The sequence below is a fragment of the Burkholderia sp. JP2-270 genome, from assembly GCF_003233675.1.
GTDB classification, from domain to species: Bacteria; Pseudomonadota; Gammaproteobacteria; order Burkholderiales; family Burkholderiaceae; genus Burkholderia; species Burkholderia pyrrocinia_C.
Genome location: NZ_CP029825.1, coordinates 2,375,577 through 2,402,274, shown reverse-complemented (window position 1 = coordinate 2,402,274; position 26,698 = coordinate 2,375,577). Strand labels below are relative to the sequence as shown.

Annotated in this window: 16 protein-coding genes and 1 pseudogene; 7 read left to right on the top strand and 10 right to left on the bottom strand. The window is 65.2% G+C overall.

Features of this window, described 5'->3' with window-relative positions; all coding sequences use genetic code 11:
- Positions 1-418 precede the first annotated feature (418 nt).
- A complete protein-coding gene (locus tag DM992_RS28950; RefSeq protein ID WP_111019670.1) occupies positions 419-9,802 on the bottom strand; it encodes a hemagglutinin repeat-containing protein in 9,384 nt (3,127 codons plus the stop codon).
- 743 nt (positions 9,803-10,545) lie between these two features.
- Between DM992_RS28950 and DM992_RS28945 the strand changes: the two are divergent.
- Together DM992_RS28945 and DM992_RS28940 are read left to right on the top strand one after the other, a co-directional pair.
- A pseudogene (locus DM992_RS28945) lies at positions 10,546-10,836 on the top strand (histone acetyltransferase); the annotation flags it as partial.
- A 104-nt stretch (positions 10,837-10,940) separates the two neighbouring features.
- A complete protein-coding gene (locus tag DM992_RS28940) occupies positions 10,941-11,516 on the top strand; it encodes an NADPH-dependent FMN reductase (protein ID WP_111019669.1) in 576 nt (191 codons plus the stop codon).
- A gap of 40 nt (positions 11,517-11,556) precedes the next feature.
- Here the strand turns inward: DM992_RS28940 and DM992_RS28935 are convergent, their stop codons facing one another.
- The 5 genes from DM992_RS28935 to DM992_RS28915 form a co-directional block, all read right to left on the bottom strand.
- Complete coding sequence (locus DM992_RS28935; protein WP_111019668.1) at positions 11,557-12,183, bottom strand: DUF2894 domain-containing protein; 627 nt, start codon at positions 12,181-12,183, stop codon at positions 11,557-11,559.
- Positions 12,180-12,824 carry an OmpA family protein gene (locus DM992_RS28930; protein WP_111019667.1) on the bottom strand — a complete coding sequence of 215 codons (645 nt, stop codon included), beginning with the start codon at positions 12,822-12,824 and terminating at the stop codon, positions 12,180-12,182. The genes DM992_RS28935 and DM992_RS28930 overlap by 4 nt, the downstream gene beginning before the upstream one ends.
- 3 nt (positions 12,825-12,827) lie before the next feature.
- Positions 12,828-15,875: a DUF802 domain-containing protein gene (locus tag DM992_RS28925; RefSeq protein ID WP_111019666.1), complete on the bottom strand. Its 3,048-nt coding sequence runs from the start codon at positions 15,873-15,875 to the stop codon at positions 12,828-12,830.
- A gap of 12 nt (positions 15,876-15,887) precedes the next feature.
- Positions 15,888-16,661, bottom strand: coding sequence for a DUF3348 domain-containing protein (locus DM992_RS28920; protein ID WP_111019665.1), 774 nt, complete (start codon positions 16,659-16,661; stop codon positions 15,888-15,890).
- A gap of 344 nt (positions 16,662-17,005) precedes the next feature.
- Complete coding sequence (locus DM992_RS28915) at positions 17,006-17,644, bottom strand: LysE family transporter (RefSeq protein ID WP_111019664.1); 639 nt, start codon at positions 17,642-17,644, stop codon at positions 17,006-17,008.
- 248 nt (positions 17,645-17,892) lie between these two features.
- Here DM992_RS28915 and DM992_RS28910 point away from each other — a divergent pair, with 248 nt between their 5' ends.
- A complete protein-coding gene (locus DM992_RS28910; RefSeq protein ID WP_111019663.1) occupies positions 17,893-18,471 on the top strand; it encodes a hypothetical protein in 579 nt (192 codons plus the stop codon).
- Positions 18,472-18,704: 233 nt separating this feature from the next.
- Positions 18,705-20,084: an FAD-containing oxidoreductase gene (locus DM992_RS28905; RefSeq protein WP_111019662.1), complete on the top strand. Its 1,380-nt coding sequence runs from the start codon at positions 18,705-18,707 to the stop codon at positions 20,082-20,084.
- 62 nt (positions 20,085-20,146) lie between these two features.
- Here the strand turns inward: DM992_RS28905 and DM992_RS28900 are convergent, their stop codons facing one another.
- On the bottom strand, positions 20,147-21,040 hold the full coding sequence (locus DM992_RS28900) for an SDR family oxidoreductase (RefSeq protein ID WP_111020454.1): 894 nt from the start codon (positions 21,038-21,040) through the stop codon (positions 20,147-20,149).
- Positions 21,041-21,135: 95 nt separating this feature from the next.
- On the opposite strand from DM992_RS28900, the gene DM992_RS28895 reads away from it, so the two are divergent.
- A complete protein-coding gene (locus DM992_RS28895) occupies positions 21,136-21,993 on the top strand; it encodes a helix-turn-helix transcriptional regulator (RefSeq protein WP_111019661.1) in 858 nt (285 codons plus the stop codon).
- A 203-nt stretch (positions 21,994-22,196) separates the two neighbouring features.
- Entirely contained in the window at positions 22,197-23,426 is a 1,230-nt protein-coding gene (locus DM992_RS28890) for a cyanate transporter (RefSeq protein WP_111019660.1), read from the top strand.
- A 244-nt stretch (positions 23,427-23,670) separates the two neighbouring features.
- On the opposite strand, the gene DM992_RS28885 is transcribed toward DM992_RS28890, so the two are convergent.
- A complete protein-coding gene (locus DM992_RS28885) occupies positions 23,671-24,969 on the bottom strand; it encodes a tryptophan 7-halogenase (RefSeq protein WP_111019659.1) in 1,299 nt (432 codons plus the stop codon).
- A 404-nt stretch (positions 24,970-25,373) separates the two neighbouring features.
- Here DM992_RS28885 and DM992_RS41875 point away from each other — a divergent pair, with 404 nt between their 5' ends.
- The gene (locus DM992_RS41875) at positions 25,374-25,820 is read left to right on the top strand and encodes a hypothetical protein (RefSeq protein WP_162631754.1); all 447 of its coding nucleotides are present in this window, start codon (positions 25,374-25,376) and stop codon (positions 25,818-25,820) included.
- 163 nt (positions 25,821-25,983) lie between these two features.
- On the opposite strand, the gene DM992_RS28875 is transcribed toward DM992_RS41875, so the two are convergent.
- Positions 25,984-26,367, bottom strand: a complete 384-nt coding sequence (locus DM992_RS28875) for a hypothetical protein (protein ID WP_111019657.1) — start codon at positions 26,365-26,367, stop codon at positions 25,984-25,986.
- 92 nt (positions 26,368-26,459) lie between these two features.
- Positions 26,460-26,642: a hypothetical protein gene (locus tag DM992_RS42960; RefSeq protein ID WP_239511376.1), complete on the bottom strand. Its 183-nt coding sequence runs from the start codon at positions 26,640-26,642 to the stop codon at positions 26,460-26,462.
- Between the last annotated feature and the right edge of the window lie 56 nt (positions 26,643-26,698).

Below are 26,698 nucleotides of genomic sequence, written 5' to 3'. Positions count from 1 at the left end.
CCAACCCGCTTATGATCTCGCCCGACATAGCCGCTCCTTACTGTTTCTTGGAATCGCCAGACGTGGCAACCGTTCGCCCAGCACGCGCCAATGAGCGGGAAGAGAAGTGCAGCAAGATATCGTATTTTCATAGCGATTTTTATAAAAATAATTCAAAACCATTAAAAAAATCACAATTACTCATAAAATCCGCAATTACGGGCCCCTTCGCACAAAAACCACTGTCACAAAGACACAAAAAACAAACCCTAACAAAGCGCCGTTCACCAAAACAAACTTCGTGTCGTCGCTCGTCCATAAGTAACCACCACCATAAAAGCAGACCACAAATATCATTACAAATATTTTTACAGCCACAAAACAGAGAAATGACAGAGAGAAAGCAATCAAATACAATACAATCAATCTAAACATCTTGTTATTTCCCAATCCGAGATTTGGAATCATTTATCGCTTTCGTTCCTGCTTCGGCACCAGCAGCACCAGCGATACCAGCACCAATTGCGGGAACATTATTTTGGTTAAACAGATTCCAGCCTGATGGCCCCGCCCAAACACCAGTCCCGGACCAACCAAAGCTACCTATTCCTGACCTCGACAACGCAGAAATTGCATTTTGCATGGCAAGCCCCGCACCATAGCCGATAGCTGCTGCACCGGCATTCACTGTCGCACCGGTTGCAATGCTGTCGTGCTTGCCAGAGATTGCGTTGTTAGTGGCAGTATCGAGAGCACCTGTCACTGCGTTTATTACGACATTCCCAAAGAACTTAGTGTAAGTGCCGGCTCCTCCAGCCAATGCTGCATACCCAACATCAACTGGATTGATTGTGCCATTCTGGATGTACTGCGATGCCGCATTTACACTACCAATAACGACGCCAATACCAACAGGCGACGCCCATGCACTGGCTCCCATTGCCCCAGCCGAACCAAAAATTGGCGCGCCAGATATAGAGGCCAACCCAGCAGCAATCTCTGGCGCCAGTCCGGCAGTTACCAGGCCACCCACAATTGCGAGCCCCGCCTTTGGATTGGCCACCGCACCCGGCAAAGCTCGCTGCTCCGGTGTCAGCGCCCCGTCCTTGTTGCCGTACAGGAACGGGTTGTTGTACTCCGTCGTCGTCGCGTGGAACAACCCGCCACCGTTCTGACTGATATACGCCACCGCCGTTGCATCCCCGCCCGGTCCCTTACTCGCCGCCGCATCGACCAAACGATAGCCATTCGCCAGCAGCATATTCTGCGCCTGCTCCGCAGTGAGTGCCTTGCCGGTCATTTCTTCATAGAATTTCGCGAAGTCCTTCGCCTTATCCTTCGCCCACTGTCTTTCGTCAGGGTGAAGCTGCCGATTAAACCGATCAACGTTATATCCAGAGAACGCCCCCGACTCCCCACCCACAGCCGCACCTGCCCCCGTCGCAAGCACATTCGCCACGATGTTGCCCAGCGCCTGATTCATATTGACGTTGCCGGTCGGATTGCTACCCGCGATCGCGCTGCTCAATTCATTCAACTTGCCCGACGCGATCGATGCAATCGCCGCACCGGCTGCGCCACCTACCGCATTGCCGCCGGCCAGCCCCGTCACCAGCGCCGCGCCGGCACCTTGCATCAGCGCGCGATTCGCTCCACCTTCCTTCCACGCGTCGACGCCTGCCTGGTCACCATTAGCCTGGGCTTGCCGTTTCATCTCGTCAGCAAAGTCCCCGATCCGGCGCGACACGGCTTCACCAGCCGCGCTGGCCGCAGCCATCATGTCCGCTTGATTGCTCAGCAGGTTCTGCATGTCGGGAAGTTTGGCGACGGTACCGTTTGTGTTCGTCATGTCGCGGTTCAAGCTCGCCACATCCTGCTTCTGGCTTGCCGAATCCGTAATCGTGACCGTCCCTGCGCTTACGCCGCTCTTCGTCGTCGCGCTATCACTGCCACTGTCGTCCTGGCCAAGCATGGGCGCGGCACCGCCCGCATTCTTGCCCGACGTGCTGCCGTGCGTGCTGTCGTTCATCCCGCCATCGCCAGTCGTCGCACCGGCGCTGAAGCCGCTCGAACTCGCATCGTAGTGCGACTGATTCTGGATGTCCGAGAAGGACAGCGAACCCGTCGTCAGCGTGTTCTTCGACGCGTCCGCGTCGCTCGCGATGAGTGCCCCCTTCAGGTCGGTATTGCCAGTGACGTTGATATTGAAGCCACCGTCGCCCGCATGAATCCCGGCTTGCTCGTTGACACCCGCATAACTGCCCGCGGCATTGCCCTTGCTCTGGCTGAAGTTCGCACTGGCGCCGCCCTGACTGACGCTGAAGCCGCCCCCCGAACTCGACTGATGCGCCGCGCTCGACAACGTGTCCTGCACACTCGCGATGTTCAGGTTCCCGCCCACGTCGGCATTCACCTGCTTGCCTTTGACGTTCGAGCCGATGATGTTCGTATCGCCGCCCGAGATGATCGTCGCGCCGTTTGCGGCGTTCACATGGCTGTTGTTCTGCGTGGCCAGATCGCTGTTGCCGTCGCCATTGGCTTTCGACATCGCCGCCGAGATACCGAAGCCGCCCGTGCCGACCGATACGCCGACACTTGCGCTCTTCGATTCATTCGTGCTGCGCGTCGAATCGGTATCCGTCGTATTGACGATATTGACCTGATTCTTCGCTGCCAATATCACGTCGTTTGCGTTCACGTTCGAGCCAGCGATAGTCACATTGCCGCTATCCGGCTGCCCGTTACCAGTCGCTGCAAACGCCGCTGTTCCGCCTGCGGTGACGCTGGAGCCGCGATTCGTCACGCTGCTCTCGGTGAATGCATTCTTGCCATGACTGCTGCCGATGCTGACCTCGACCTTGAACTGAGGTGCCTCGCCCGCCCCGAGCGCCCGGACCAGATCGCCAGCAGCCTTATCCGCGTCCCACGCTGCGCTGGCCGCCGCCATCCCATGCAACGCTGCCGCACGACCATCCTGGCTGCTGCCGGCCGCACGCGATTGACCAACGGCATTCGACACCGCGTCGATCACCGGCGCCTTCAATGCCAGCGTCACGCCGCTCTTCGACACTTCCTGCGTTTCGCTGCGGCGGCCCGTGTCCTGCGCTGCATCGATCGTCACGTTCGCGCCCGTGCCGCTGAGGTTTTGCGCCGCGATCAGGTCGCTTCCCGTCACGTGCAGGTCGTTTCCAGCAGTAATGCTGACGTTGCCCTTCAGCGAACCGATCGCGCTGCCGTTGTTCGACACCTCGGTCGTCTGACTGGTCGTCTTCAGCGAACTGCTGCCAACCGACACCGACAGACCGCCGCCCGACATCAACCCCGATTCCTTCTTGTCGTAGTAGCTCGACGACTGCAACGTATCCTGTGACCTGGTAACCGTCACGTTGTTTGCTGCAGTGAGCGTTACGTCGTTCGTTCCGACGACGGTACTGCCCTGAACATTGACGTCCTTCCCGCTGATGATGTTCACGCCGTCCGCTGACACCAGACTTCCGTGATTCAGCGTCATCGAATGATCGATCCCGCTCGCAACCTTCGAACCGCTAACCACGCCACTACGGCTATGCGTTTCATGCGAATTGAATTCGCGCGTCTCGGCCGCCGCGCCGACATTCACGTCGCCCGCTGCCAGCAGGTTCGCATTGCCCTTGTCGAGACTGATTGCGCTGCCGCTGACCGTAATGTCCTTGCCCGACACGAGATTGACGGTATTGCCGCCCGTCAGCGTCGTTCCAGTCAGCGCTTGATCCGACGCATGCTTGGTTTCCGCATAGCTCCGGCTACCCTCGTCACCCGAGCTGTTGGCGTTCACCGTCGACGTCGTACTCGCCGCGCCAAGCGTCACATTGCCTTTTGCGGCGATCGTGCCGCCGCCGCGCAGATCGATCTGCGCGCCCTTCGCCGTGAAATCGCCACCGACACCGATATTGGACACACCCCCGACCTTGACCGTGCTGCCAACCGCACTGTTGAGGTTCGTATCCGACACCCCATTCGCACGCTGCACGATCTTGTGCTCGCCGGTCTGTTGCGTGCCGAGCGACCAGTCGCCGCCGATACTCGCGCCGAAATTGCCGCCCACCGACAGATTCCCCGCGTTCTGCTGGAAGTTGCCGCCCGTCCTGATCGCCGCGTCACCCGTCACGTCGAGTTGCGCGGTCGGCCCGAGCGTCGTCTTGACGTTCGTCGCGCCGTCGCGGCTGACCTGCTTGTCGGTCTGCGTAGCGGTATCGAGAATCAGGTCGCCACCTGCGTTCAGGTTCAGGCTGCCGGCCTTCACCTTGGCCGAGGTCAGATCGACGTTGCCGTCCGTCGTCAGCGACATGAGGCCGCCGCTCTGCAGCGCGCCGAAAGCATTGTCGATCTGCTTGCCCTGAATTGACAGCGTCTTGTCCGCCTTCACCGTGCCGCTGTTCGTGAAGTGCTGCGCGTCCTTCAAATCGATGTCGGTCGCGGTAATCAACGGCCCGTTGACGTTCTGCTGGTTGGCCTGCGCGAGATACACGACCGGCACGAGCACCGACTGCCCGTCGACCGCGCGCGTTTCCATCATGATCACGTTGCTGGTCAGCTTCGACACCTGATCGGCCGACAGGCTCGCGCCGATCGGCAGATCGAGCGATTTCGACAGGCCGGCGCCCGCGGCCATCAGCGACTTGTACATCGTCTCGAGATCCGTGTACGGCCCGAGCACGGCGCGGCCGGTCAGCGCCGTCACTTCATTGCGAACCAGTTGCTGTTCGTAGAACCCGTCACCCAGCCGCTTCGGAATATGCGTGAGGTCGACGCCGATCTGACTGAAGAAATAATCGCTCGAGATGAAGTTCCTCTGGTTCGTGAACGCGGGATTCGTCTCGATCACGTAGCTCGCGTTCGGCGACGGGTCCGGTCGGTACAAGCCGCCCTGCGGAATCGTCAGGTTGTTGAGCACGTTCAAAGCCGTCGCGCTGGCAATGACCGGATCGACCGTGGTGACGCCGCCATGCACGGCCGACGCCCCCGATTTCGCGCCGCTGGCGTTGCCGCTCAAGCCGCCGATCGTCAAGCCCGGCACAGCCTGCCCGGGGAGCAGGCCAAGCGATGGAATCGACGCGTTTGCGGCCGTGTTGTTGATGCTCACGCCGGTTCCGGAAATCGTCCCGTTGGAACCCAACGTCGACCTGTAATCCGGCAAGCCGACCTTCTTGACGTCAGCCGGCGCCGCCTGGGTATAACCGCCGGGGTGACTGCCGACGAACGGTGCATCGCCGAACGGCAACTGCCAGTTGTGTTCGGTGTTGTCGTAGTTGTTGTAGTGATACTGGCCCGAGTAGGTGACCGTCGCGCCCGGCGCCTGCTGGCCCGTCGCCGCCCACCCGTCGCCGTCATATCGTGCGGGCAGCTTCAGATCGCCGACCGCCGCGATATTGCTCCAGTAGTTTTGCACCGTGCCCGATGACGTTGCGTCGATCGCCCCGCCCGATACGATTTGTCCGGCTGGGCTGATGTTCTTGATCGTGTTCGCGACCGCAACGCCCGTATAGGTCGTGTACTGGTAGCCGCTGTTCCACTGCCCGGCGTTCGGCGGAACGGTGAATACGCCACCGGGCTGTTCCTTCAGTTTGGCGATGACCGGGACAGGGTCGTAATCGGGAAAGTTCGGATCGCGCGAAAGGTTGATCCAGTTGACATCCTTGCCGTTGCAAGCCTCCACGTAATAGGCCACGCAACCCGACATGCTGATGCCGTACTTTTCGAGGACGGCCGGATCGACATTGCTCGTATAACCGGTGGTGGTCATCACGCGACGCGTATTGGTCAGCTTGTCGGCATGCAGCTCCATGTCGCCGCCCGACTGGATCAGCGCCGATACGTTGTTGACGAGCGCGGCATTCGTGTAATTGCCGTTGGCATCCTTTCCGCCAGCCAGCACGACCTTGCCCATCCCGAAGATGGCAGTCGTCGCCATCGTGTCGGTCGTGCTCGTGTCGTCGCGGTTCTCGATATCGTGTGCGAGGATTTCGAGCAGGCCGTTGCTGTCCGATGCACCGATCAACGCGGTCGGCCCGAGGTTCGATACCGTGCCCGTTGCATTCAGCGACGTGCTGCTGCCGACCATCGAACCGGTATTGGTCAGATTGTCGGACTGCGTATGCAGCAGACCGCCCGCCATCATCGTGCCGACGTTGACGATGTTGCGTGCATCGACACTCAGGTTGTTAACCGACTGCAGGCTCGCATTGTTCGCGAAGGTGCCCGGCAGCGTGAAGGCGAGGTTGTGGCCAACGTTGAACCGCGTGTCGGCTGTTGTCGTGTAGTCGCCCTGCAGGTTCACTTTCGCATCGTGCGCGGCGCTGTACGTGCCGCCGCCTTGCAGCGTCGCCGCCGTGACCGTCAGGTCGTGCGTCGAGCTGATCTGGCCGTTCGTGTTCGTGACGGCACTGCTCATCGTCACGTCCAAGTCGCCGCTCGAATTCGCGACGTTGCCGATCTGTCCGCCGCTGTTGTCCAGCGTGTCGCCCCGGACATGCAGCGACGCGCCGCTCAGTTGTCCACCCTGCGCGTTGATGATCGATGCCGCGCCGATCGTCACGTCGCCGTTGCCGGTGATCGCCCCCATGCCCGCCACGCCACCCGCGTGGCTATTGATGATCTGACTGCCGCCCTGCACAGTCATCTTGCCGGCGCCGAGATCGGTAATCGCGCCATCGGTATTGTCGATCGAACCGGATTGAACGGCGAGCGTGCTCGTATCGCCGGCCGTCGCCTGCCCGGCCTGAATGTGACCGCCCCGGTTCACCAGCGCGCCGCCGTTCGTCAACGACAGCGACGTTCCCGCACGTACCAGCCCCTGCGCGTTGTTCACGTCGCCCGCGATTGTTGCATGGATGCCGCGCTGCGCCGCGAGGATGCCGCTCGCGTTGTTCCAACTGCCGGCATTGATGAAGGCTTGCCCCTTCGTGACGATGGTGCCTGCAGCGTTGTTCAGCGCGCTCGCGCCGCTGCCCGGCGCGAGCGTCAGCGTGCCCGTGCCGGCGTGCGTGATCGTGCCGCCTGCGTTGTTCAATTGGCCCGGGGCAAGCGTCAGGTCGGTGCTGTTCGTCTGAATCACGCCGCCCGCGGAGTTGTCGAGCGTGCCGCTCACGTCGACACCCATTGCCGATAAACCATATTGCGTGATGGTGCCGCCATGGTTCGTCAAGGTCGGTGCGGTCAGCGCGAGCTGGTTGGCTTCGAGCTTGCCGCCGCTGTTGTCGAGTGAATCGTTTGCGCGCACGCTCAGATTCGGGCCGACGATCGCGCCCCCATGATTCGTCATCGACCCGACCTGGATCGACGCGTTCGTGCTCGCGCCGATCTGGCCGCCGTTGTTCGTCAAGGCGCCCGCGGTGACGCCAAGGTCGGTGTTGGACAGCAGCTTGCCGTTCGTGTTGTTCAACATTCCGCCGACCGTGGCTGTCAACCCGGCCTGCGCATTGATCGAACCCGAAGTATTGTTCAGCGAACCGGTTTGAGCCGTGATACGTCCGTTGCCGGCGATCGTGCCGCCGACGTTCGACACCGAACCCGACCCATTGCCGAGCGTCAGCGTGCCGGTGCCTGCATGCGTGATCGTGCCGCCATCGTTCACCAGCGAAGCGGGAGCGAGCATCAGGTCGGTGCTGTTGGTTTGCAGCATGCCGCCGCCCGAATTGTCGAGCGTGCCTGAAACGTTGGCGGCCATCGCACCGGTGCCGGTCTGCGTAATCGTGCCGCCGTGGTTCACCACATTGGTCGCAGACAACGAAACCTGGTCGGCCTGTACATTGCCGGCGCTGTTGTCGAGCGTCGTGCCGGTCAGCGCGGCCGCCTGGCCGACGATGGTGCCGCCGTTGTTGACCAGGCGCGCGCCCGCATCGACCGCCGCCTTCTGCGCAGCCTTCAGCGTGCCGCCGCTGTTGTCGACCGACTGGCCGGAAACCTGAAGATTCGTGTTCGACGTGATCGTCGCGCGGTTGGCGATATTCCCGCCTCGCACGGTCACGTCGCCGTTGCCGCCGATCACGCCGCCTTGGGCGCCGTTCGCGGTCGTGCCGGCCGCGTTCGTGAGTAGACCGGTCGCGGTGAGTTCCAGCCCGTCGGTATTGAGCGACGTGATGCGGCCCGCCGTGTTGTCGATCGTGTTGCCATCGACGGTCGCATGTCCGGCGCCCTGGATCGTGCCTTGATGGTTCGCGATGCTGTTACCGCGTAGCGCCATCGTGCTTTCCGACATGAGCACGCCAGCCTGGTTGGCGATCTGCCCGGCGGCCGTTACCGACAGCGGCCCCTGCGACGATACCGTGCCGCCCTGATTCGATACGTTGCCGCCCGTCAGGCTCGTACTGCCGCCGCTCGTCAGGCTGCCGTGGTGGTTGTTGACCGTGCCGGCCGCATTTGCGGTGACCGCGCCCTGGGCGCTCGTCGTCGCGTTCGCGAAATTCACGTCGCCGGTCGTGGCGGTCAGCGAAAGGTTGCCGTTCGCGGCCGTCGTGCTGCCTGCGAGGTTTACGGTGGAGCCTGTCGCCGATACATTACCGCCCGCGATGTTCTTTCCGTTCGCGTTCAACTGGCCCGTCGTCGTGACCTGCAGATCGCCCCCTTGCGTAGCGACGCCGTCACTGTTCACACCCGCGCCCAGCAGGCCCGCCGAATTAAGCGAACCCGCATTCACGCCCACGTTATGCTGCGCGGCAAGCGTACCGGTATTCACCACGTCCGCGCCGGTATTCAGCGACACCGACTGCTGCCCGTAAGTCGTACCGCTGTTCTCGACTCCGCCGGCGGCCGATACCGCGACGCTCCCGAGCGAGCTGACCTTGCCCGACTGCATCAGCCGGCCGTCCGTCGTCAGCGTCAGCCCCATCGCATCCGCTGCGATCGTCCCGGCATTCCGGACTCCGACGCCGCCCTCGGTGCCGACCAGGAAAATCCGGTTGCTGTACATGCCACCCAGTTGACCGACGTCGATTGCAACGGCGGGCGTGGCGCCTTCGCCCTGAATTCGCGTCGTTTGCAGCGTATCGTGGCTGATCTGGTTCGCGCCCGTAATGACGTTCAGGTTGTTCGCGTAAATGGCTGCATTGGTTTGTACGGCCCGCGCAATCAGATCGATCTGATCGACGTTGGTGGCATTCAGGCCGGCACCCTGCACCGTAATCAGGCCACGTGTCGTGTTGAAACCCGCCAGCGACCCATCCGCATTCAGATTCGGGGTTCCGGTCGTCAGGATTGCGCGCGAGGTATTGATAAACCCGCCGCCGTCGACAACCAATCCGGACGGGTTAGAGATAATCATCTCGGCGCGCTGACCGGCAATCTCGACATACCCCCTGAGTTGCGAAGGATTGTTGCTGTTGACCTGATTGATAACGATCCTGGCTCCGTCGTTCGCGCCAAAATTCGGGTTGCCGTTGATATAGCCGGCCTGCTGCGTGTTCGTCATCACCGGCGAGTTGTTCACGATCACGCCCGGTTTCCGAACATCGAACTGCGAATAGGTGTTCAGCGAAACGCCGGCCCCGCTGGGTTTGTTGATATTGACCTGCGGCAAGCCATTCGGGGTCTGCACGACCTTGGGCGCATTCGCCCCCGCTCCGACGACCTGCGCGCCCACCCAAAGCGGTGTCGCCCCTGTCGCAACCAACGCCGCAAACGCCGCGTGGCGCAGCGCAAACTTCACCACCGCACGTCGCAGCCGGCCGCACCCGGCCCGCACGGTTTCTCCATTGTTTGCCTTCCCCGACGAGTTGGCAGTCTCTTCAACCGCGATCAGCATCCGTCGGACGCAACTGAATATCAGACGATATTGCTTTTTATTCATGGTGCGACGGACGCGCTTTTACGCGCCAAGCGGATAAATGCGAAACGCCTCGCGCAAGTGCAGAAGAGGACGACAGTGCCAAAAACAACGCTGCCGAGCTTTCCCCGACTCTTCTTCACTCCGGCTACGGCGGGATGGATTGGTCCCTCGCGGTGTAATTTATCGAAATATTTATCAGCACAGTGTCAGAAATTGAAGGAACGCACAGCGCTCCCGCTTCAGCATTCGTTCATCTGGAAATGATTCATGTCGGGTTCGACTTAAAAACCGTGTCGGCCGATGCGGCTCTTTAACAATTTGAAACCATTCAATAAGTGCCCTACGATTTTTGAATAATCCGAATTTGAGAATCAACTTTTAAGACCGGCACCCGTGCGCTCGTCGTGACGCAGCACTGAATCGACTGGAAATCAGTGGATCGAAGTCGTGCGGTCAAAGATCTGTCCTGCTGCTCGCACCACCCATCCAGCGCGAGAACGCATTCGATCTCGTGGGCACAAATTCGGAACGTGAATATTTCTATTGACGTTGGCGCCATGTGGCTAGTCGGCGAATTCAGCGTGTCGAACAGGAACAGAGCATCGTTCGCGTTGTCGCGAATCTGCAACGGAAGCGCGAACCTTTCGGTGTTGAATCGCAGCGATGTCGATCGAGTTCGACGGATCGCGACGACGAATCTCTCGAATCGATTGCGCACACCGCGCAACCCCTTGCGGCCAATTGTCGCGAAACGCCCCGATTCCCCCGAAATCCCGTGCCGCGCGGACCGATATCTGCGCGCGCCGCATACGCGGCTGTGGACGGCGCTCGCGCAGGATTACCGGCATGGCTTCGTCGATGTCGAAGGCCGCGCTCTGCGCTATCTCGGCGACACCGTTCCGGACGACGTGCATGGCGCGCTGCATACGCGGCGGCTGTTGCTCGGCAACGGGTGGACGATGACGGAATTCGCGCGGGCGGCCGGGATAAGCGACGCCGAACCGGCTCGCTGCGATTCCGCGACCATGTTCACCGCATCGGCGCGGACCGCGTAGCGTCGGCGCCACGCACCGCGCACCACGCCGCCCGAACGCCGATGCGATAATCCGTCCGGTCCGCGCGACGCGGCAGCGCACCACACCAACCGAAACGCTCATCGATGACCACCGATCCCCGAACCGACGCCGACCGCCGCATCGACATCGTCGCGCTATGCGGCAGCCTCCGGTCGCAGTCGTACAACGCCGCGCTGCTCGATGCAGCCGCGCTCGTCGCACCGCGCGGCATGCGCATCGCGCGCTTCGATCGCCTCGGCGAATTCCCGCTGTTCAATCCCGATACCGAATACCCGTCGCCGGCCGCCGTGCGCGACCTGATCGATCGCCTGAACGCGGCCGACGGCGTGCTGATCGCGAGCCCGGAATACGCGCACGGCGTGACCGGCGTGATGAAGAACGCGCTGGACTGGGTCGTCGGATGCGAAGCGGTCGTCTACAAGCCGGTCGCGGTGCTGAATGCGTCGCCGCGCGCGACGCACGCCGACGCGGCGCTGCGGGAAACGCTGTCGGTGATGTCCGCACGCATCGTCGAGCGCGCATCGATCGCGCTGCCGATCCTCGGAAGCCAGCTCGATGCGGCGGGCATCGCCGCGCATCCGCCATTCGCGTCGGCGTTGGCCGATGCGTTGCACGCGCTGCGCGCGGCGATCGACGACGAAGCGCCGCGTGGCCAATAGCCGCCACGCAACCTGTGTTCGTTCGTGAATACGTGCGGCGTTACCGCGCCTTGGTGCGCGTCACCTTTTTCGCCGGTTTCGACGCCTTCGCACGCGGCGCTTCCTTCTCGGGCTGCGCGCCGCCGCCGGCGAGATCCTCGAGCCACGCGAGCGCATCGACATACGACAGGAACTGCTGCAGATATTCCGGCGACAGCTCGCGCATCGTCGACAGCGACCGGTGCACGAGGCTGTTCGAATTGAGCGGCCCCGCATTGCGCGGCACCTGGTCGAGCGACTGGCGGTACTGCTGTTCCGTGCGGACCTTCGACCACATCGTGCGGAAGTAGTCGACCAGCTCGGGATCGAGCCCGCGCCGGTCGGCCTGCGCATCGCGCGCAAGCCGTTCGACGAGTTCCGCAATCGCACCGCGCACGGGCGTACCTGCCGCGACTTCCGCCGTATCGCACGCGGCCTTCCCTTCATCGGCCCGCGCGACGACCTCCGAGTAGCCTTCGATCAACGCCGCCAGCCGCGCGTCGAGCAATCCGCGTGCGTCGCCATCGAGCACGGCCGCGCGCCGTTCGAGCGCGTCGATCCGGTGAAAACGCACAGGATCGAGCCGGTCGGCGCCCTGCTCGCGCCATGCGTCGAGCGTCGCGCGGGAGGGCGTCGCGTCATCCGTCACTTCGCCTTCCCTCCGTTCGATGCGCTCTTGCGCGGCACCGGCGCGATTTCCACGCGGCGGTTCTTCGCGCGGCCCTCATCGTCCGCATTCGAGCTGACCGGCTGTTCGGAGCCGAACGCGGCCGCGAACACCGACGCCGCCGGCACGCCGGCGTCGATCATCGCACGCGTGACCGTCAGCGCACGCTTGGCCGACAGTTCCCAGTTGTCCGCGAACTGGCGATTGCCGGCATGCACCTGCTGGTCGTCGGCAAAACCGCTGATCATCAGGATCTCGTCGCGCGTCTTCAGGTAAGCAGCCAGCGGCGCGGCCAGCGTCTTCAGCAGGTCGCGGCCCGCAGGCTGCAACTGGTCGGAGTTCAGCGCGAACAGCACGTTACCGCTGATGCCGATGCGCCCGTTCACGAGCGTCACGCGGCCGGCTGCGAGCGGTCCGGCAAGCGCCTGTTCGAGCGACTTGCGCTGCTGCGCTTCGAGCTGGCGTGCACGCACGGCTTCCTCGAGCTTCGACGTGAGCTGCAGCTGCATGCCGATCACGCCGACGAGGATCAACACGAACGCGCCGAGCAGCACCGACATCAGGTCGGCGAACGCGGGCCACACCGGCGCGGATGGCGCGCCGCCGTCGATTTCGTCGTGCATGCGTTACGCTCCGACCGGTGCCCGCCGGCCGGCGAGCTGCTGCAGGTCTTCGACGATCTGCTTCTGCGACATCATGCTCAGGTCGATCACCTCGCGCGCCTGCGCGACGTAGTACTCGAGCTGCTCGTCGCTGCGCGCGAGCGATTTCTCGAGCGCGGCCTCGATGCGCTGCAGATGGGTCAGCAACTTGTCGTTCGACTCGCCGAACACCTGCACGGCCATCCCGAACGCATCGCCGAGGCTCGCGACCTCGACTGCGCCGGCAGTGACCTGCGCGGCCACCGCATCAAGCTTGCGCGTTTCGGCATCGACGGTGTCGTTGAAGCGCGCGCCGACGCGGTCGAGCAGGTCGGCCGACGTGCTGACGAGCGCGTCGATCGCGGTGCGCTGTTCGGTCGACGCGTGGTTGACTGCACCGAGCAGCGTTTCGAGCGTCGCGAGCAGGCGGCTGCGTTCCTCGAGCGTCGCGGTATCGCGCACCATGCTGTCGGACAGGCGCTGGCGCAGCTCGGCAACGACGTCGGCCGCGGCCTTCGGTGCTTCCGACGCGGCCTGCACGAGGCGCGCGATCTCGTTGATCGTGTCGCGCGCATGCACCTGCGCCTGCTCGGTGATGTCGTTCGCGGTGCGGGCCAGCGTGTCGCAGATGTCCTGCTGGCGCGTCGCGGCCTGCGCGCTCGTCTGCGCCCATTCGTCGCGCAGCGCGGCCGCCATCGCGGCGAGCGAATCGTTCCATGCCTTGAGGCGTTCTTCGTCGCGTGTGGCGAGTTGCGTCTGCAAGCCGGCGTGCGAATCGCGGATCGTCGACAGCAGGTCGCTCGAGCGTTGTTCGAACGTGGCGGCCTGCGTGGTGAGATCGCGCGTCGTTTGTGCGAGTGCGTCGCAGATTTCCTGCTGACGGCCTGCGCTGTGTACGCCTGCGCGTTGCCATTCGTCGCCGAGCTTCGTCGCCATCGCGGCCAGCGAGTCATTCCACGCGGACAGGCGCTCTTCGTCGCGTGCGGCGAGTTGCGTTTGCAGGCCCGTGTGCGAATCGCGAATCGTCGACAGCAGATCGTTCGAGCGTTGTTCGAACGTCGAGGCCTGTGCGGTCAGGTCACGCGTCGTCTGCGCAAGCGCATCGCAGATTTCCTGCTGACGGCCTGCGCTATGCACGCCCGCGCGCTGCCATTCGTCGCCAAGCTTCGTGGCCATCGCGGCCAGCGAGTCGTTCCAGGCAGACAGGCGTGCTTCGTCGCGTGCGGCCAGCTGCGTTTGCAGACCCGTGTGCGAATCGCGAATCGTCGACAGCAGATCGTTCGAGCGTTGTTCGAACGTGGCGGCCTGCGTAGTGAGATCGCGCGTCGTTTGCGCAAGCGCATCGCAGATTTCCTGCTGGCGGCCCGCGCTATGCACGCCCGCGCGCTGCCATTCGTCGCCAAGCTTCGTGGCCATCGCGGCCAGCGATTCGTTCCATGCAGACAGGCGCTCTTCGTCGCGTGCGGCGAGTTGCGTTTGCAGGCCCGTGTGCGAATCGCGAATCGTCGACAGCAGATCGTTCGAGCGTTGTTCGAACGTGGCGGCCTGCGTAGTGAGATCGCGCGTCGTTTGCGCAAGCGCATCGCAGATTTCCTGCTGACGGCCTGCGCTATGCACGCCCGCGCGCTGCCATTCGTCGCCGAGCTTCGCGGCCATCGCGGCCAGCGAGTCGTTCCACGCGGCGAGTCGCTGTTCGTCGCGCGCGGCCAGTTCGGTCTGCAACCCTGCGTGCGACTCGCGCATCGCGGCGAGCGTCGCGCCCGAATGCCGCTCGAACGTCGCGGCGGCTTCGCCCAGCGCGCGTGCGTGCTGGCCGGCCAGCGTCTCGCCGACCTGCTCCTGGCGCGACAGCGCTTCGCGCCATGCATCCGACAGGCGGCCTTCGGTCGATTCGAGGCGTGTCGCGACGCCGTCGAGCAGGTCCGTCGAACGCTGCGCGAACGTGTCGGTGAACTGGCCGAGCGTCGTCTGCAATTGCTGCGCGACCGCTTCGCCCGCGCGGCGCTGCTCGTCGAGCGCGCGGTTCCAGACGGCCGTCACGTTGCCGGTGGTCTTTTCGAAGCCGTCGGTCAGCCCGTCGAGCTGGCGCTGCACGGCGCCCGTCACGGTGTCGCGCAGCGCGGCCATCTCCTGCGCGAGCCCCGTCATCGTCGCGGCGACGACCGGCTGCAGCGCGGCACCGGCCACGCGCGCGCTTTCGGCGGCGCTTTCCTTCAGCGCATCGCCGACGTTCGACGCGAGGCCCGCATACGCGCGCTCGGTCCGGTCGAAAAACGCCTGCTGGCTTTCGAGCTGGCGATCGTGCAGGGCGACGCTGCGCGCCTCGAGCGTCGTCATCATCGTCTGGAGCCGGTCGACCAGCGCCGGCATCACGTCGGCCTGCCGCTGCAGCAGCCGGAACGATTCGTCGCGCTGGTGCGCGGACGAATGCACGCGCAGCGTCGTCGCGATCTTCGCGTCGAGCTGCTGCGCTACGTCGATCCGCTCGCGGCGCACGAGCGCGGACAGCAGCCCGAGCATCGCGGACGTCGCGACGCCGGCGATCGACGTGCCGAATGCGAAGCCGAGGCCCTGCACCGGCGCGATCAGCGATGCGCGGATCGCGTCGAGGTCGGTCGCGCTTTCGAGCGCGGCGCCCGTGCCCTTCAGCGTGACGACCATCCCGAGCAGCGTGCCGAGCATGCCGAGCAGCACCAGCAGGCCGACGAGGTAAGGCGTGAGCGCCGGGCCCGGCAGCGCGACGCGCGCGCCTTCGACACGTGCCCGCACGGCGCCGCGCAGGCCCGGATGCAGCGTGTCGAGCCACGCATCGAGCTTCGCCGGCGGCTCGGCCAGGCCCGCGACCGCGCGCGACAGCGTGGCCGTCGCCTGCCGGTAGCGCAGCAGTTCCCATGCGCCGGCGACGTAGCACGCGCCGATCAGCAGCGTGACGGCGGTCGCCAGCGGGTTCGACGCGACATAGCCGACGCCGATCCAGCCCACTGCGAGCAGACCGGCGACGAAGACAACGAGATCAATGCGAATTCTGGACATAGAGCGTGTTGATTAGCAGGTGCGAAGGGCCGCGAGCAGCCCGTCTACCGTTTGAAACCGGACTTCGAGTTCGGCAAGCAGGATGCTCTGCATTTCGTCTCGAAACGTGTCGAGCCATGCGCCGGGCACGATCGCCGCGACGGCCGTGCCGTCGGCAACCGCGCCGTCATCGGCCGTACCGGCCGGGTCGGATGCAGCAGCGGATTCGGCATCGGCCAGCGCCTGCCGTTCCGCTTCGCGCAGCCGCCCGAAGCGCGTGCCGAGCAGCGCGGGCACGGCCGACAGCAGGCTGCGCTCGCGCGCGCCGAGCACGCGCTCCATGATCGCGTCGAGCGTTGCGAGCCGCGCCATCCCGGACGAACGCGCGGCGAGCGCGACTCGCAGGCGGCCGCGCAACTGGCCGATCGCCGTTTCCATCTCCTGCTGCAGCGACAGATAACGCTGGCGGAAGTCCGCGAAATCGGCCGTGTCGGCGGCCGGCGGCGGCATGTCGCCGGGCCGGCGCCGCGTACGCGGCCGGTTGGTGGCCGTGATCGCCTGCGCGAGATCGTGGCGCACGCGCGCGCAGTCGCGCTCCGCGTCGTAGCCGCGCACGCCGGCCGCGACGCCGGGCGGGCTCGTGCTCAACGCGGACGACAGCGTGATCGCGTCGGTCCAGCCGAGCCACTGGCTCAGCCGGTCGGACAGCGTCTGCCGGGATTCCGCGACGTCGGCATCGGCCAGGCGCGCGAGCAGCCGGACGAGGGTCGGACCGCTCAATGCCGGGCGCGGAGGAGCTTGCACCATGCTGCAAACCGTCAAAAAAGGCAGCAGTTTACACGTCGTCGGGGAGGCGACCGCCAGAATCGGGGAAGCGGCGCCGTCCAGCGCACCGGGCGACACATGCGAACGCCCGTCGCGCAAGGCTCCGCGGGCGGTGCGGGTGGCTAGAAATACCGTCGGCGGCGGCTCGCCGCGCTGCCGGGACCGGGGCGCCGGGAGCTTCGCCCGGTGTGTCATCAGGAAGAAGAACGCGTTTCCGGACGACTTGCGGTTTCCGGAAGCGTGGTGCGCGGTTCGGGCGATTCGCTCCGGCGGCCGACCAAATGAATGGCCGGCCACCATGCGATGCAGACCGGGGGTGAAAGCAGTCAGATCCCCGCTTTCGGTGCATTCAGGATCAGCCGCAGCCCGAGCAGCGTGATCGCGCCGGCCGCGATGCGGTCGACCCATTTCTTCGCGCGCAGGTAGAGTTCGCGCGGCCGGCGCGTGGAAAAGCACAGCGCGACGATCGTGTACCAGCCGAATTCGACGCCGAACACGAGCGGCGGCAGCGCGAGGTAGCACCACAGCGGCGGATGCTGCGGGAGCAGCGCCGCGAAGATGCTGCCGTACCAGATCGCCGTCTTCGGGTTGCTGAGCTGGGTTGTGAGGCCCGTCCAGAACGACTTGCGCGCGCTGCCGCCGGCCGCGGCCTGCGGATCGTCCATCGCGATCGGCCGGTCGGCGCCGCGCCAGATCTTCGACGCCATGTAGATCAGGTACGCGCCGCCCGCCACCTTCAGGCCCACATACAGCCATTCGACGGCCTGCAGCAGCGTATAGAGCCCGGCCAGCGCGACGCCGCCGAACACGATGCCGCCCATGCCCATGCCGAGCGCGGTAGCGAGCCCGTCGCGGCGCGACAGCCCGATCGAATTGCGGGCAACCAGCACGAAGCTCGGGCCCGGAATCATCGCGCCGAGCCACAGCGCGGCCAGGATCGCGAGTACGGCAGCCGATGCGGTCATCGAAGTCTCCTTGATCAGCGACGCCGATTCGCCGGCGCCTGCGTGTCGTTTCCGACGGTCGAGCCGTCGATTCTGGCACGCTTCGCGCGTGGCCGAAAGCGGCCGCGCGCTGCTATGCTGGCCCTCTTTCCCGTCATCCCGCGCCGCCGCCCATGATCGAGATCCGCGCCGCCCGTTATCCCGACGACGCCCGTGTCGTCCATCGCCTTCAATCCAGTGCCGGACACCGGGTTTCCGGGGCGGGATCCGTGATCGGCACGGCAACACGCCGGGCCCTCCTCCCGCTGCTTGCCGCACTCTCGCTCAACGCATGGGCCGGCGACCTGCCGAAGTCGATCGCCACGCAACTGCCGCCCGGCTACCAGCCGCTGCTCGCGCAAGCCGGGCCCGATCTCGGCAACGGGCGGCACAGCTTTCTGGTCGTCGTGCATCGCGCGATCGATACGCGCGAGCAGCCGTCGCCGCGCCCGCTGCTGATCTACGAGGAACAGCCCGACCATGCGTACCGGCTCGCCGCGCGCAACGATCAGGTCGTCCTGCGCGCGAACGAAGGCGGCCAGTGCGATCCGTTCGATCCCGAAGACGCCGCCGGCAACGGCCTCTCGGTGAAGGGCCGCTATTTCACCGTGCAGAACCTCGTCGCATGCGGGCAGCACTGGAGCGACTACGTGACGTTCCGCTACGACCCGCGCACGCACGGTTGGGCATTTTCGAACCAGATCGTCACCGAATCGTTTCCGCTCGACGACAAGCCCGACCACGTCACCGTCATGCGCGCCGACTCGCACCGGCCGGTCTCGTTCGGTCAATGGAAACGCAAGGACTGAAGCGACCGGTCGCAATGCATTGCGACCGGTCGCGCCGCGCACGCCGGCCGCCTCGTACCCGCACCGGCGCGCGGCCCGTCTGTCGCGCTCCCTGTGTCGCCCGCCCTTCCGGTGCTCGCGAGCGCACCCCAACAGGACTACCATAAGGCGCTCGCCGTCGCGCGACCGTGCGCCGCCACCGCGCGCGGCTCGCCCGCACGCCTTCTCTCGTTGCACCCGCGCAGGAGGACGTCATGACGCAACACTTCGATGCGATCGTCATCGGCACCGGGCAAGCCGGCCCGCCGCTCGCCGCGCGGCTGTCCGCCGCCGGGATGAAAGTCGCGATCGTCGAACGCGGCCGCTTCGGCGGCACCTGCGTGAACACCGGCTGCATTCCCACCAAGACGCTGATCGCGAGCGCGTACGCCGCGCAGCTCGCGCGGCGCGCCGCCGAATACGGCGTGTCGGTCGGCGGCCCCGTCACCGTCGACATGAAAGCCGTGAAGGCGCGCAAGGACCAGATCTCCGGCCGCTCGAACCACGGCGTCGAACAATGGGTGCGCGGGCTCGAGAACACGACCGTGTTTCAGGGCCATGCCCGATTCGAGCGCGCCGACGCGGTGCGCGTGGGCGACGAACTGCTCGAAGCGGAACGCATCTTCATCAACGTCGGCGGACGCGCGCAGGTGCCGCCGATGCCAGGCCTCGATTCGGTGCCCTACCTCACCAACTCGACGATGATGGACGTCGACTTCCTGCCCGAGCATCTCGTGATCGTCGGCGGCAGCTATGTCGGGCTCGAATTCGGCCAGATGTATCGCCGCTTCGGGTCGAAGGTCACGATCGTCGAGAAGGGCTCGCGCCTGATCCGCCGCGAGGACGACGACGTATCGCAAGCCGTGCGCGAGATTCTCGAAAACGAAGGGATCGACGTGCAGCTCGACGCGAACTGCCTGAGCGCGCGGCGCGACGGCAACGGCATCGCGGTCGGCCTCGATTGCGCGGGCGGCGGTCGCGAGGTCGCGGGCTCGCACCTGCTGCTCGCGGTCGGTCGCGTGCCTAACACCGACGATCTCGGGCTCGACCGTGCGGGTGTCGAGACAGACGCGCGCGGCTATATCGGCGTCGACGAGCAGTTGCGCACGAACGTGCCGGGCATCTGGGCACTCGGCGATTGCAACGGACGCGGCGCGTTCACGCACACCGCGTACAACGACTACGAGATCGTTGCGGCCAACCTGCTCGACGCCGATCCGCGCAAGGTGTCCGACCGCATCGCGGCTTACGCGATGTATATCGATCCGCCGCTCGGCCGCGTCGGCATGACGCTCGCGGAAGCGAAGCAGACAGGCCGCAGGCTGCTCGTCGGCACGCGCCCGATGACGCGCGTCGGCCGCGCGGTCGAAAAAGGCGAAAGCCAGGGTTTCATGAAGGTGGTCGTCGACGCGGACAGCCATGCGATCCTCGGCGCGTCGATCCTCGGCGTGACGGGCGACGAGGTCGTGCACGGGATGCTCGACGTGATGGCCGCCGGCGCGCCGTACACGACGATCAGCCGCGCGATGCACATCCACCCGACCGTGTCGGAACTCGTGCCGACGCTGCTGCAGGATCTTCATCCGGTCGAATGACGCGCGGCGGGCGGCGGGCGGCCTCCGCGAATCGCCCGCCCGCAACGGCGCGCGTCGCCCGCTCAGCTTTCGAAATACCGCGGCCGGTCGATATCGGCAAGCAGCCCCGGCTGTGCCGGCGTCCAGTCGAGCCATGCACGCGTGCGCTCGCTGGTTGCGGGCGCATCCATCCCGACGAACATCGCGAACCAGCCGAAGTGCTCGCCGGCTTCCGCCGCCGGTTTCGCGACGACCGGCACGTTCAGCCGTCGGCCGATCACCGCCGCGATCTCGCGGAACGACACCCCCGTATCGTCGACCGCGTGATAGCGCGCACCGGCCGCACCGCGTTCGATAGCGAGCCGGTACACGCGCGCCGCGTCGAGCCGGTGCACGGCCGGCCAGCGATTGTCGCCATCGCCGATATAGGCCGATGCGCCCTTCTCCCGCGCGATGGCGATCAGACGCGGCACGAACGCGTGATCGCCGTCGCCATGCACGGACGGCGGCAGGCGCACGACCGACGCATGCACGCCGCGCGCTTCGAGCGCGACCGCAGTGGCTTCGGACGCACGCGGATAGGCCGCCGACACCGGCACGTGCGGATCGTCCTCGGTTGCCGCACGGCCGGGCGCGACGAGCGCGAGGCCCGACGTGACGACGAGCGGCCGCGCCGAACCGGCGAGCACCGTGCCGAGCGCCTCGATCGCGCGGCGGTCGAGTTCGCAGTTCTCCGCGAAGCGCGAGAAGTCGTGATTGAAGCCCGTGTGGATCACGGCATCCGCGGCTTCGGCGCCGCGCTTCAGGCCGCCGAGATCCTCCAGCGATCCGCGCAGGACGTCCGCGCCGGCCGCCGCGACCGATGCGGCAGCCGCATCGGAGCGCGCGAGGCCGAGCACCGAATGGCCGGCGGCAATGAGTTCGGCAACGACGGCGGAGCCGACGAATCCCGACGCTCCAGTGACAAAGACACGCATGTTCAGCACCTCCGGATGGAATGGAGGATTACTATCTGTCGACGGCCGCTCGCGGTGAAGACGTGACGGTTTACCGGTAAACGAACTAACAGGCTATGGCAGACTCACCCGACAACCTGCTCGGCGCGTACCTTCGGGATCGCCGCGAAAAACTCGACCCGGCCGCGCTCGGCCTGCCCGTCACGCGTCGTCGCACACCGGGCCTGAGGCGCGAGGAAGTCGCGCAGCGCGCGCACGTGAGCGCCGCGTGGTACACGTGGCTCGAACAGGGGCGCGGCGGCGCGCCGTCGGCCGACGTGCTCGACCGGCTCGCCCGCGCGCTGATGCTGAACGAAGCGGAACGCGAGCACCTGTTCCTGATCGGCGTCGGCCATCCTCCCGAAGTACGCTACCACGCGACCGGCAGCGTGACGCCGCGCGTGCAGCACGTGCTCGATTCGCTAGAAGCGAGCCCCGCGATCGTACGTTCGGCGACGTGGGACGTCGTTGCATGGAACGACGCCGCGGCCGCGACGCTGACCGACTATGCAACGCTGCCACTGGAGCGGCGCAATATCCTGCGGCTGATCTTCGACGATCAGCGCGTGCGCGACGCGCAGTCGAACTGGAAACAGGTCGCGCGGTTCGCGGTGGGCGCGTTTCGCGCCGACGTCGCGCGCGGCGGCGCAACGCAAACCGTGCAGGCCTTCGTCGACGAGATGCGTGCGACGAGTGCGGAATTCGATGCACTGTGGCGTGACCACGATATCCGCGCAAATGAGGAAGGCACCAAGGAAATCCGCCATCCGGCCGTCGGGCGGATCGCACTCGAATACTCGGCGTTCGCGGTAAACGGCCGGCCCGACCTGACGCTCGTGATTTTCACGCCGGAGACGGCTGCCGATCGCGCGCGCATCCGGACGCTGGTCGCGGCGCGCGAAAAGGCCGGCACGGAACAGGCGTCGGCCGCGTAACGACGCCCCCGCCGAAGCGCGCGTCGACGAAGTGCCCGTCCTGCGCCGCCTCGGCCGCGCCCATCCTTCCCCGCCATCCCGCGTCATCCCATCGCAATTCGCACTGATTCCCAGTCGAATATTTAATTTTCACCTGGCGTAGCGCGCGCTTACCCTTTCGGCATCGCATCACAGGGCCACCGGCCCCTTCCTGGAGCATCCCGATGACCGACCCCGGCACCGCGCAAGCCGTACACCGCCCGCACGCGGCTTCCGTGTCCTATGCCGCACTCGCACTGCTGGTGCTGGCCGGCCTCAACCTGCGTCCGTTCCTGACCGCGTTCGGCCCCGTGCTCGACATCGTGCGCGCCGACACGGGCCTCGGCTTTCGCGCGGCCGCGCTGCTGACCACGCTGCCGTTCGTGCTGATGGGCGTCGTCGCCGGGGTCGGCGTCGGGCTCGCGCGGCGCTTCGGTGAGCAGCGCGCGCTGGCCGCCGCGCTGGCGCTGATCGCGGCCGGCTGCACGGCGCGCCTGTGGACCGGCGGCAGCGCGGGCCTGATCGCGACCGCGATCGTCGCGGGCGCCGGCGTCGCCGTCGTTCAGGCGCTCGTGCCTGGCCTCGCGAAACGCTGGTTCGTCGACCGGCTGCCGCTCGCGATGGGCCTCTATTCGGCGGCGCTGGTCGGTGGCGGCGCATTCGGCGCGGTCGCGGCGCCGTGGCTCGCCGCGCACGGCGGCTGGCATCTCGCGCTCGCCGTGTGGGCCGTGCCCGCGCTCGTCACGCTCGCACTGTGGCGCGCGAAAGCGCCGCGCGACGTCGCGCACGCCACGGCCGCATCGGCGCCGATCACCGCGTTCGCACGCATTCCGCGCGCGTGGCAGCTCGCGCTGTTCTTCGGCCTCAGCAACAGCGGCTATGCGAGCCTCGTCGCATGGTTGCCGGCGTTCTACCGCAGCATCGGCATGAGCCCGCAAGCAAGCGGCAACCTGCTCGCGTGGATGGCGCTGTTCCAGGCGATCGGCGCGCTCGCGATGCCGATGTTCGCGAAACGTTCGCCCGACCGTCGCAATGTGCTGTGGCTCACGCTCGCGCTGCAGGCGGCCGGTTTCGCGGGGTTCGCGATACTGCCCGCGTTCGCGCCGTGGCTCTGGGTCGCGAGCGTCGGCCTCGGTCTCGGCGGCTTCTTCTCGATGAGCCTGATCGTCACGCTCGACCACCTGCCCGACGCGCGGCTCGCGGGCGCGCTCGCGGCCTTCGTGCAAGGCGTCGGCTTCCTGACCGTCGCGGCGAGCCCCTGGCTGATCGGCTGGCTGCGCGATGCGGGCGGCGGTTTCGCGATCGCATGGTGGATGCATATCGCGGTGATCGTGGCGATGGCCGCGCTGAACGCGGTGTTCTCGCCGGCCGGCTATCGGCACGGCATGGCGCGCGTCACCGGCGCCGTTCACTGAACCGCCTTCCCCGATCGGGACGATCGCCGGCCTCTACCAGCAATCGTCGGGCCACGTCGCTGCAGTCGTCGGTGCAGGCCGATCTCGGCTTCCTGACGACCTCGAAGGGTGCGAACTTCGAGCTCGGAGAATTCTTCGCGGATTGCTGCGGATGTCGCTTGACGACTGCGGATTCAACCCGTCGATGCTTTCATGCGCAATCGGCAAACGGTCGCTACCGAGCGGGTCCGGGTATCCAGTCCGATCAGGTTCCAGGCGCGGGCATCTCCGGCAGCGCAATCTCGACTCCACGGCGGTGCAGTGCCGAGAGCACGTGATACACGACCTTGAAGCACATCACCGGCAGTGCGGCACGCCAGCTCCCCCGGAGATTTCCTGCCAGCAGATTGACGATGCCGTCTCGCATCCACAAGCGATTGGACGGCGCCATGAAAAGCGTACGCATGACAGGATCGTTCACTCGATAGATCAGCCAGCTGATCCGATCCATTGCCTCTGACAGTTCCCGGTTGGCGGCTTGCGCAAGCTTCTTTCCTCGTACCGGATCGTCGAGCCAAACGTGGGCAGCCTGCGCGCCGAGTTCTCCGCCAGTCATTGCCATCAATACGCCTGTCGAGAACATCGGATCGACAAATCCGTACGCATCGCCGATCATCAGAAATCCGTTGCCGTTGCCCTCGCGCGCGCGATAGCTGTAATTGGCCGTGCTGTAGACGTCCGATACGCGCTGTGCACCTTGCGTGCGAGCCGCGACGGTCGGGCTCGCAGCAATACGCTCGGTCAGCAGATCGGTCGGCGTTCCCTTGCGCCCTTTCCATGCCGATTGATCGCCGACAAAGCCGATGCTCATTGTGTGATCGGGTAGCGGGATCAGCCAGAACCAGCCATCCTCCGCAAGATGAATGCTGATGTAGCCCGCGAGTTCGCCTTCACGACGCTCTACGCCAGTGAAATGCGCATAAACGGCCGCCGTGTTGTTGTATTTGTTCGAGGTCTTGACCTTCATCCGCGACGCGAGAAACGTATCGCGGCCCGAAGCGTCGAGCACGTAGCGCGGATGCCATTCGCGGGTGCCGCCCGATTCGTCCTGAGCGGACACGACGTGACGTCCGCCGGCATCGTCCAGCTTGATTGTCGTGACACGAGTACGCTCGACACACTCGGCCCCGCACGCGGCGGCGTGTCTGAACAACATGGCATCGAGGTCCGCACGCCGTACTTGCCACGCGTGCGTACGGTCTCGATTCAGTGCGTTTCCGAACGGAAACGCGCAGCTGCGGCCCGTACGGTCCGAGACGAACTCTGCCCCCGGCTTATGGACACCGATCTCTCGGACCCGATCCAGAACACCGAGCCGCTCGAATATGTCGAGGTTACGTGGCAACAGGCTTTCGCCGATATGGAAGCGCGGATGGGCTTCCTTCTCCACGAGCACGACGTCGCGCCCTTTCATCGTCAGGAAGGCCGCCGCCGTCGCACCAGCGGGCCCGCCGCCGATAATCAGCACGTCGGGCCGGCTCGGATCGCTTTTCGATGAGTTCATTGCGCTGGCTTCCAAAAAAGGGCGTATTCATGGGCCAAAGCAAATGCGATGGCTGATTGTGGGAATCATCGTGTTGCTGGACCGTGCTTGCCTGCCTGACGCACGAAATCCGCCGGAGGGGCGCACGGAGATTCAGTGGCCCGACTCGGCAATTCTTGTTTCTGGTCGACGCACTTGCAAGCAGTCCGACATGTTTCAGACGGCGTGCCCGGACCGATAGTACTATGCATAGTTACCACAACAACCCGGCGCTAAATCAGGCCGAACGCGATGCCGATGTCCCGCGACACGCAAATGCCACGAAAGACGCAAGTGCGTGTAGATTAGAACGTCGCTGCGACCCGCCACCATATCTTCGAATCGGTCGCCATCCGAGTCAGTCCTGCAGTTGCACAGGAGTCGGCATGAATACGAAGCACAGCAAGAAGGGGCACCTCGAAGCTGCGGCGTCACATCACGAGCAGGCCGCGCGATATCACCGCGAGGCGTCGCGGCATTTCGAGGACGGCAAGGACTTCGCCCATGCCGCCCATCAGGCGATGATGGCCCATGGTCACACGTTGCATGCGATCGATCAGGCACACGACGCCGGCGCGCACGGTGCCAATACGCCATCATCGACCGGCTCCGCCGCAACTGCCGCGGACGTCGCAAAACTTCATGCGGCGGCCGTCGAGCTTCACACGCAGGCGGCGCAGCACATGCGCCACGCCGTCAAGCTCTTCGAGCAGGATCGCAGCGCGGCCACCCACGACGCCCAGCTGGCGCTCGCCCTCGCACTGCGCGCTTTGTCTCATGGCAACGAAGCAGCCAGACTATTCGTCAAGCTCGCTGTCAGTGGTGCTGCGTGAATCGAGGTTAGTCACCTCTTGTTCGACGAAGTATTCGGCGTGACGCGGCACCCGTTTGCGCATGCCGCACAGCACCGGGCTGTCGCGCGGATCCACGGTCGTGGGCCTCCCGTACCGATCCGCGCATGGCCAGGTATCGCGCAATCCAGCGTGCCGCTCGCGACTAGGCCGTTTGTCCCAGCAGCTCCGTTGCGAAAGACTTCGCATGCGCGACGGCCTCTTGCGGGTCCGGGAACACGCCGAGCTGGTCCCAGTGCTGTTCGGCCGCGTACGTTCCTTTCACGCCGAGTGCCCGCTGAACGCGCAATTGCGCCGCGTATCTGCCGTCCTCCAATGGTCGGGCCGTTGCGATGACCTTGTGCGGAAGATTCGGCCTTTCCGGCTGAACCAACTCGACAGGACCGCCAGATGCACCGATATCCTTCAACTCGTTCCTCGCATTGCAGTCCGGGCAGTAGAAGCACCACCCGTCGTCCTCTTGCCTGGACCTGACCTGCCCGCGAGCCAGCACGGCACGACATTCAACGTTTTCGCAGATGAACGGCATAGCAGTCTCCGGAGTAGTTTGGAAGAAATCCTAGCATGTCCGTCGATGGCCAACCATCGGCATTGTCGCGTTGCACGACGCTGACGAAACCCTCATGCGCGAGCCGCCGCCAGCGCAGCGACCGATCGGATCAATAGTGACTGCGCCCCCCACAGCGTCGCCGGCTCGTCGAGCAAATGACGCAACCCGCTGCGTTCGGTCATGCGTTCCGCGATTTCGTTCACACGCTCGAGAACCGCATTCTCATCGACCGACAACACCCGGCGATCGTCCATCAGCACGCGCGCCGACCGTCGTCATGCACACATCCGCCGCGCTCGCGAAGCACGTC

Coding starts and splice junctions, on each gene's coding strand:
- DM992_RS28950 (WP_111019670.1), bottom strand. CDS start 9,802: ATGAATAAAAAGCAATATCGTCTGATATTCAGTTGCGTCCGACGGATG.
- DM992_RS28940 (WP_111019669.1), top strand. CDS start 10,941: ATGACCACCGATCCCCGAACCGACGCCGACCGCCGCATCGACATCGTC.
- DM992_RS28930 (WP_111019667.1), bottom strand. CDS start 12,824: ATGCACGACGAAATCGACGGCGGCGCGCCATCCGCGCCGGTGTGGCCC.
- DM992_RS28925 (WP_111019666.1), bottom strand. CDS start 15,875: ATGTCCAGAATTCGCATTGATCTCGTTGTCTTCGTCGCCGGTCTGCTC.
- DM992_RS28920 (WP_111019665.1), bottom strand. CDS start 16,661: ATGGTGCAAGCTCCTCCGCGCCCGGCATTGAGCGGTCCGACCCTCGTC.
- DM992_RS28915 (WP_111019664.1), bottom strand. CDS start 17,644: ATGACCGCATCGGCTGCCGTACTCGCGATCCTGGCCGCGCTGTGGCTC.
- DM992_RS28905 (WP_111019662.1), top strand. CDS start 18,705: ATGACGCAACACTTCGATGCGATCGTCATCGGCACCGGGCAAGCCGGC.
- DM992_RS28900 (WP_111020454.1), bottom strand. CDS start 21,040: ATGCGTGTCTTTGTCACTGGAGCGTCGGGATTCGTCGGCTCCGCCGTC.
- DM992_RS28895 (WP_111019661.1), top strand. CDS start 21,136: ATGGCAGACTCACCCGACAACCTGCTCGGCGCGTACCTTCGGGATCGC.
- DM992_RS28890 (WP_111019660.1), top strand. CDS start 22,197: ATGACCGACCCCGGCACCGCGCAAGCCGTACACCGCCCGCACGCGGCT.
- DM992_RS28885 (WP_111019659.1), bottom strand. CDS start 24,969: ATGAACTCATCGAAAAGCGATCCGAGCCGGCCCGACGTGCTGATTATC.
- DM992_RS41875 (WP_162631754.1), top strand. CDS start 25,374: ATGAATACGAAGCACAGCAAGAAGGGGCACCTCGAAGCTGCGGCGTCA.
- DM992_RS28875 (WP_111019657.1), bottom strand. CDS start 26,367: ATGCCGTTCATCTGCGAAAACGTTGAATGTCGTGCCGTGCTGGCTCGC.
- DM992_RS42960 (WP_239511376.1), bottom strand. CDS start 26,642: ATGGACGATCGCCGGGTGTTGTCGGTCGATGAGAATGCGGTTCTCGAG.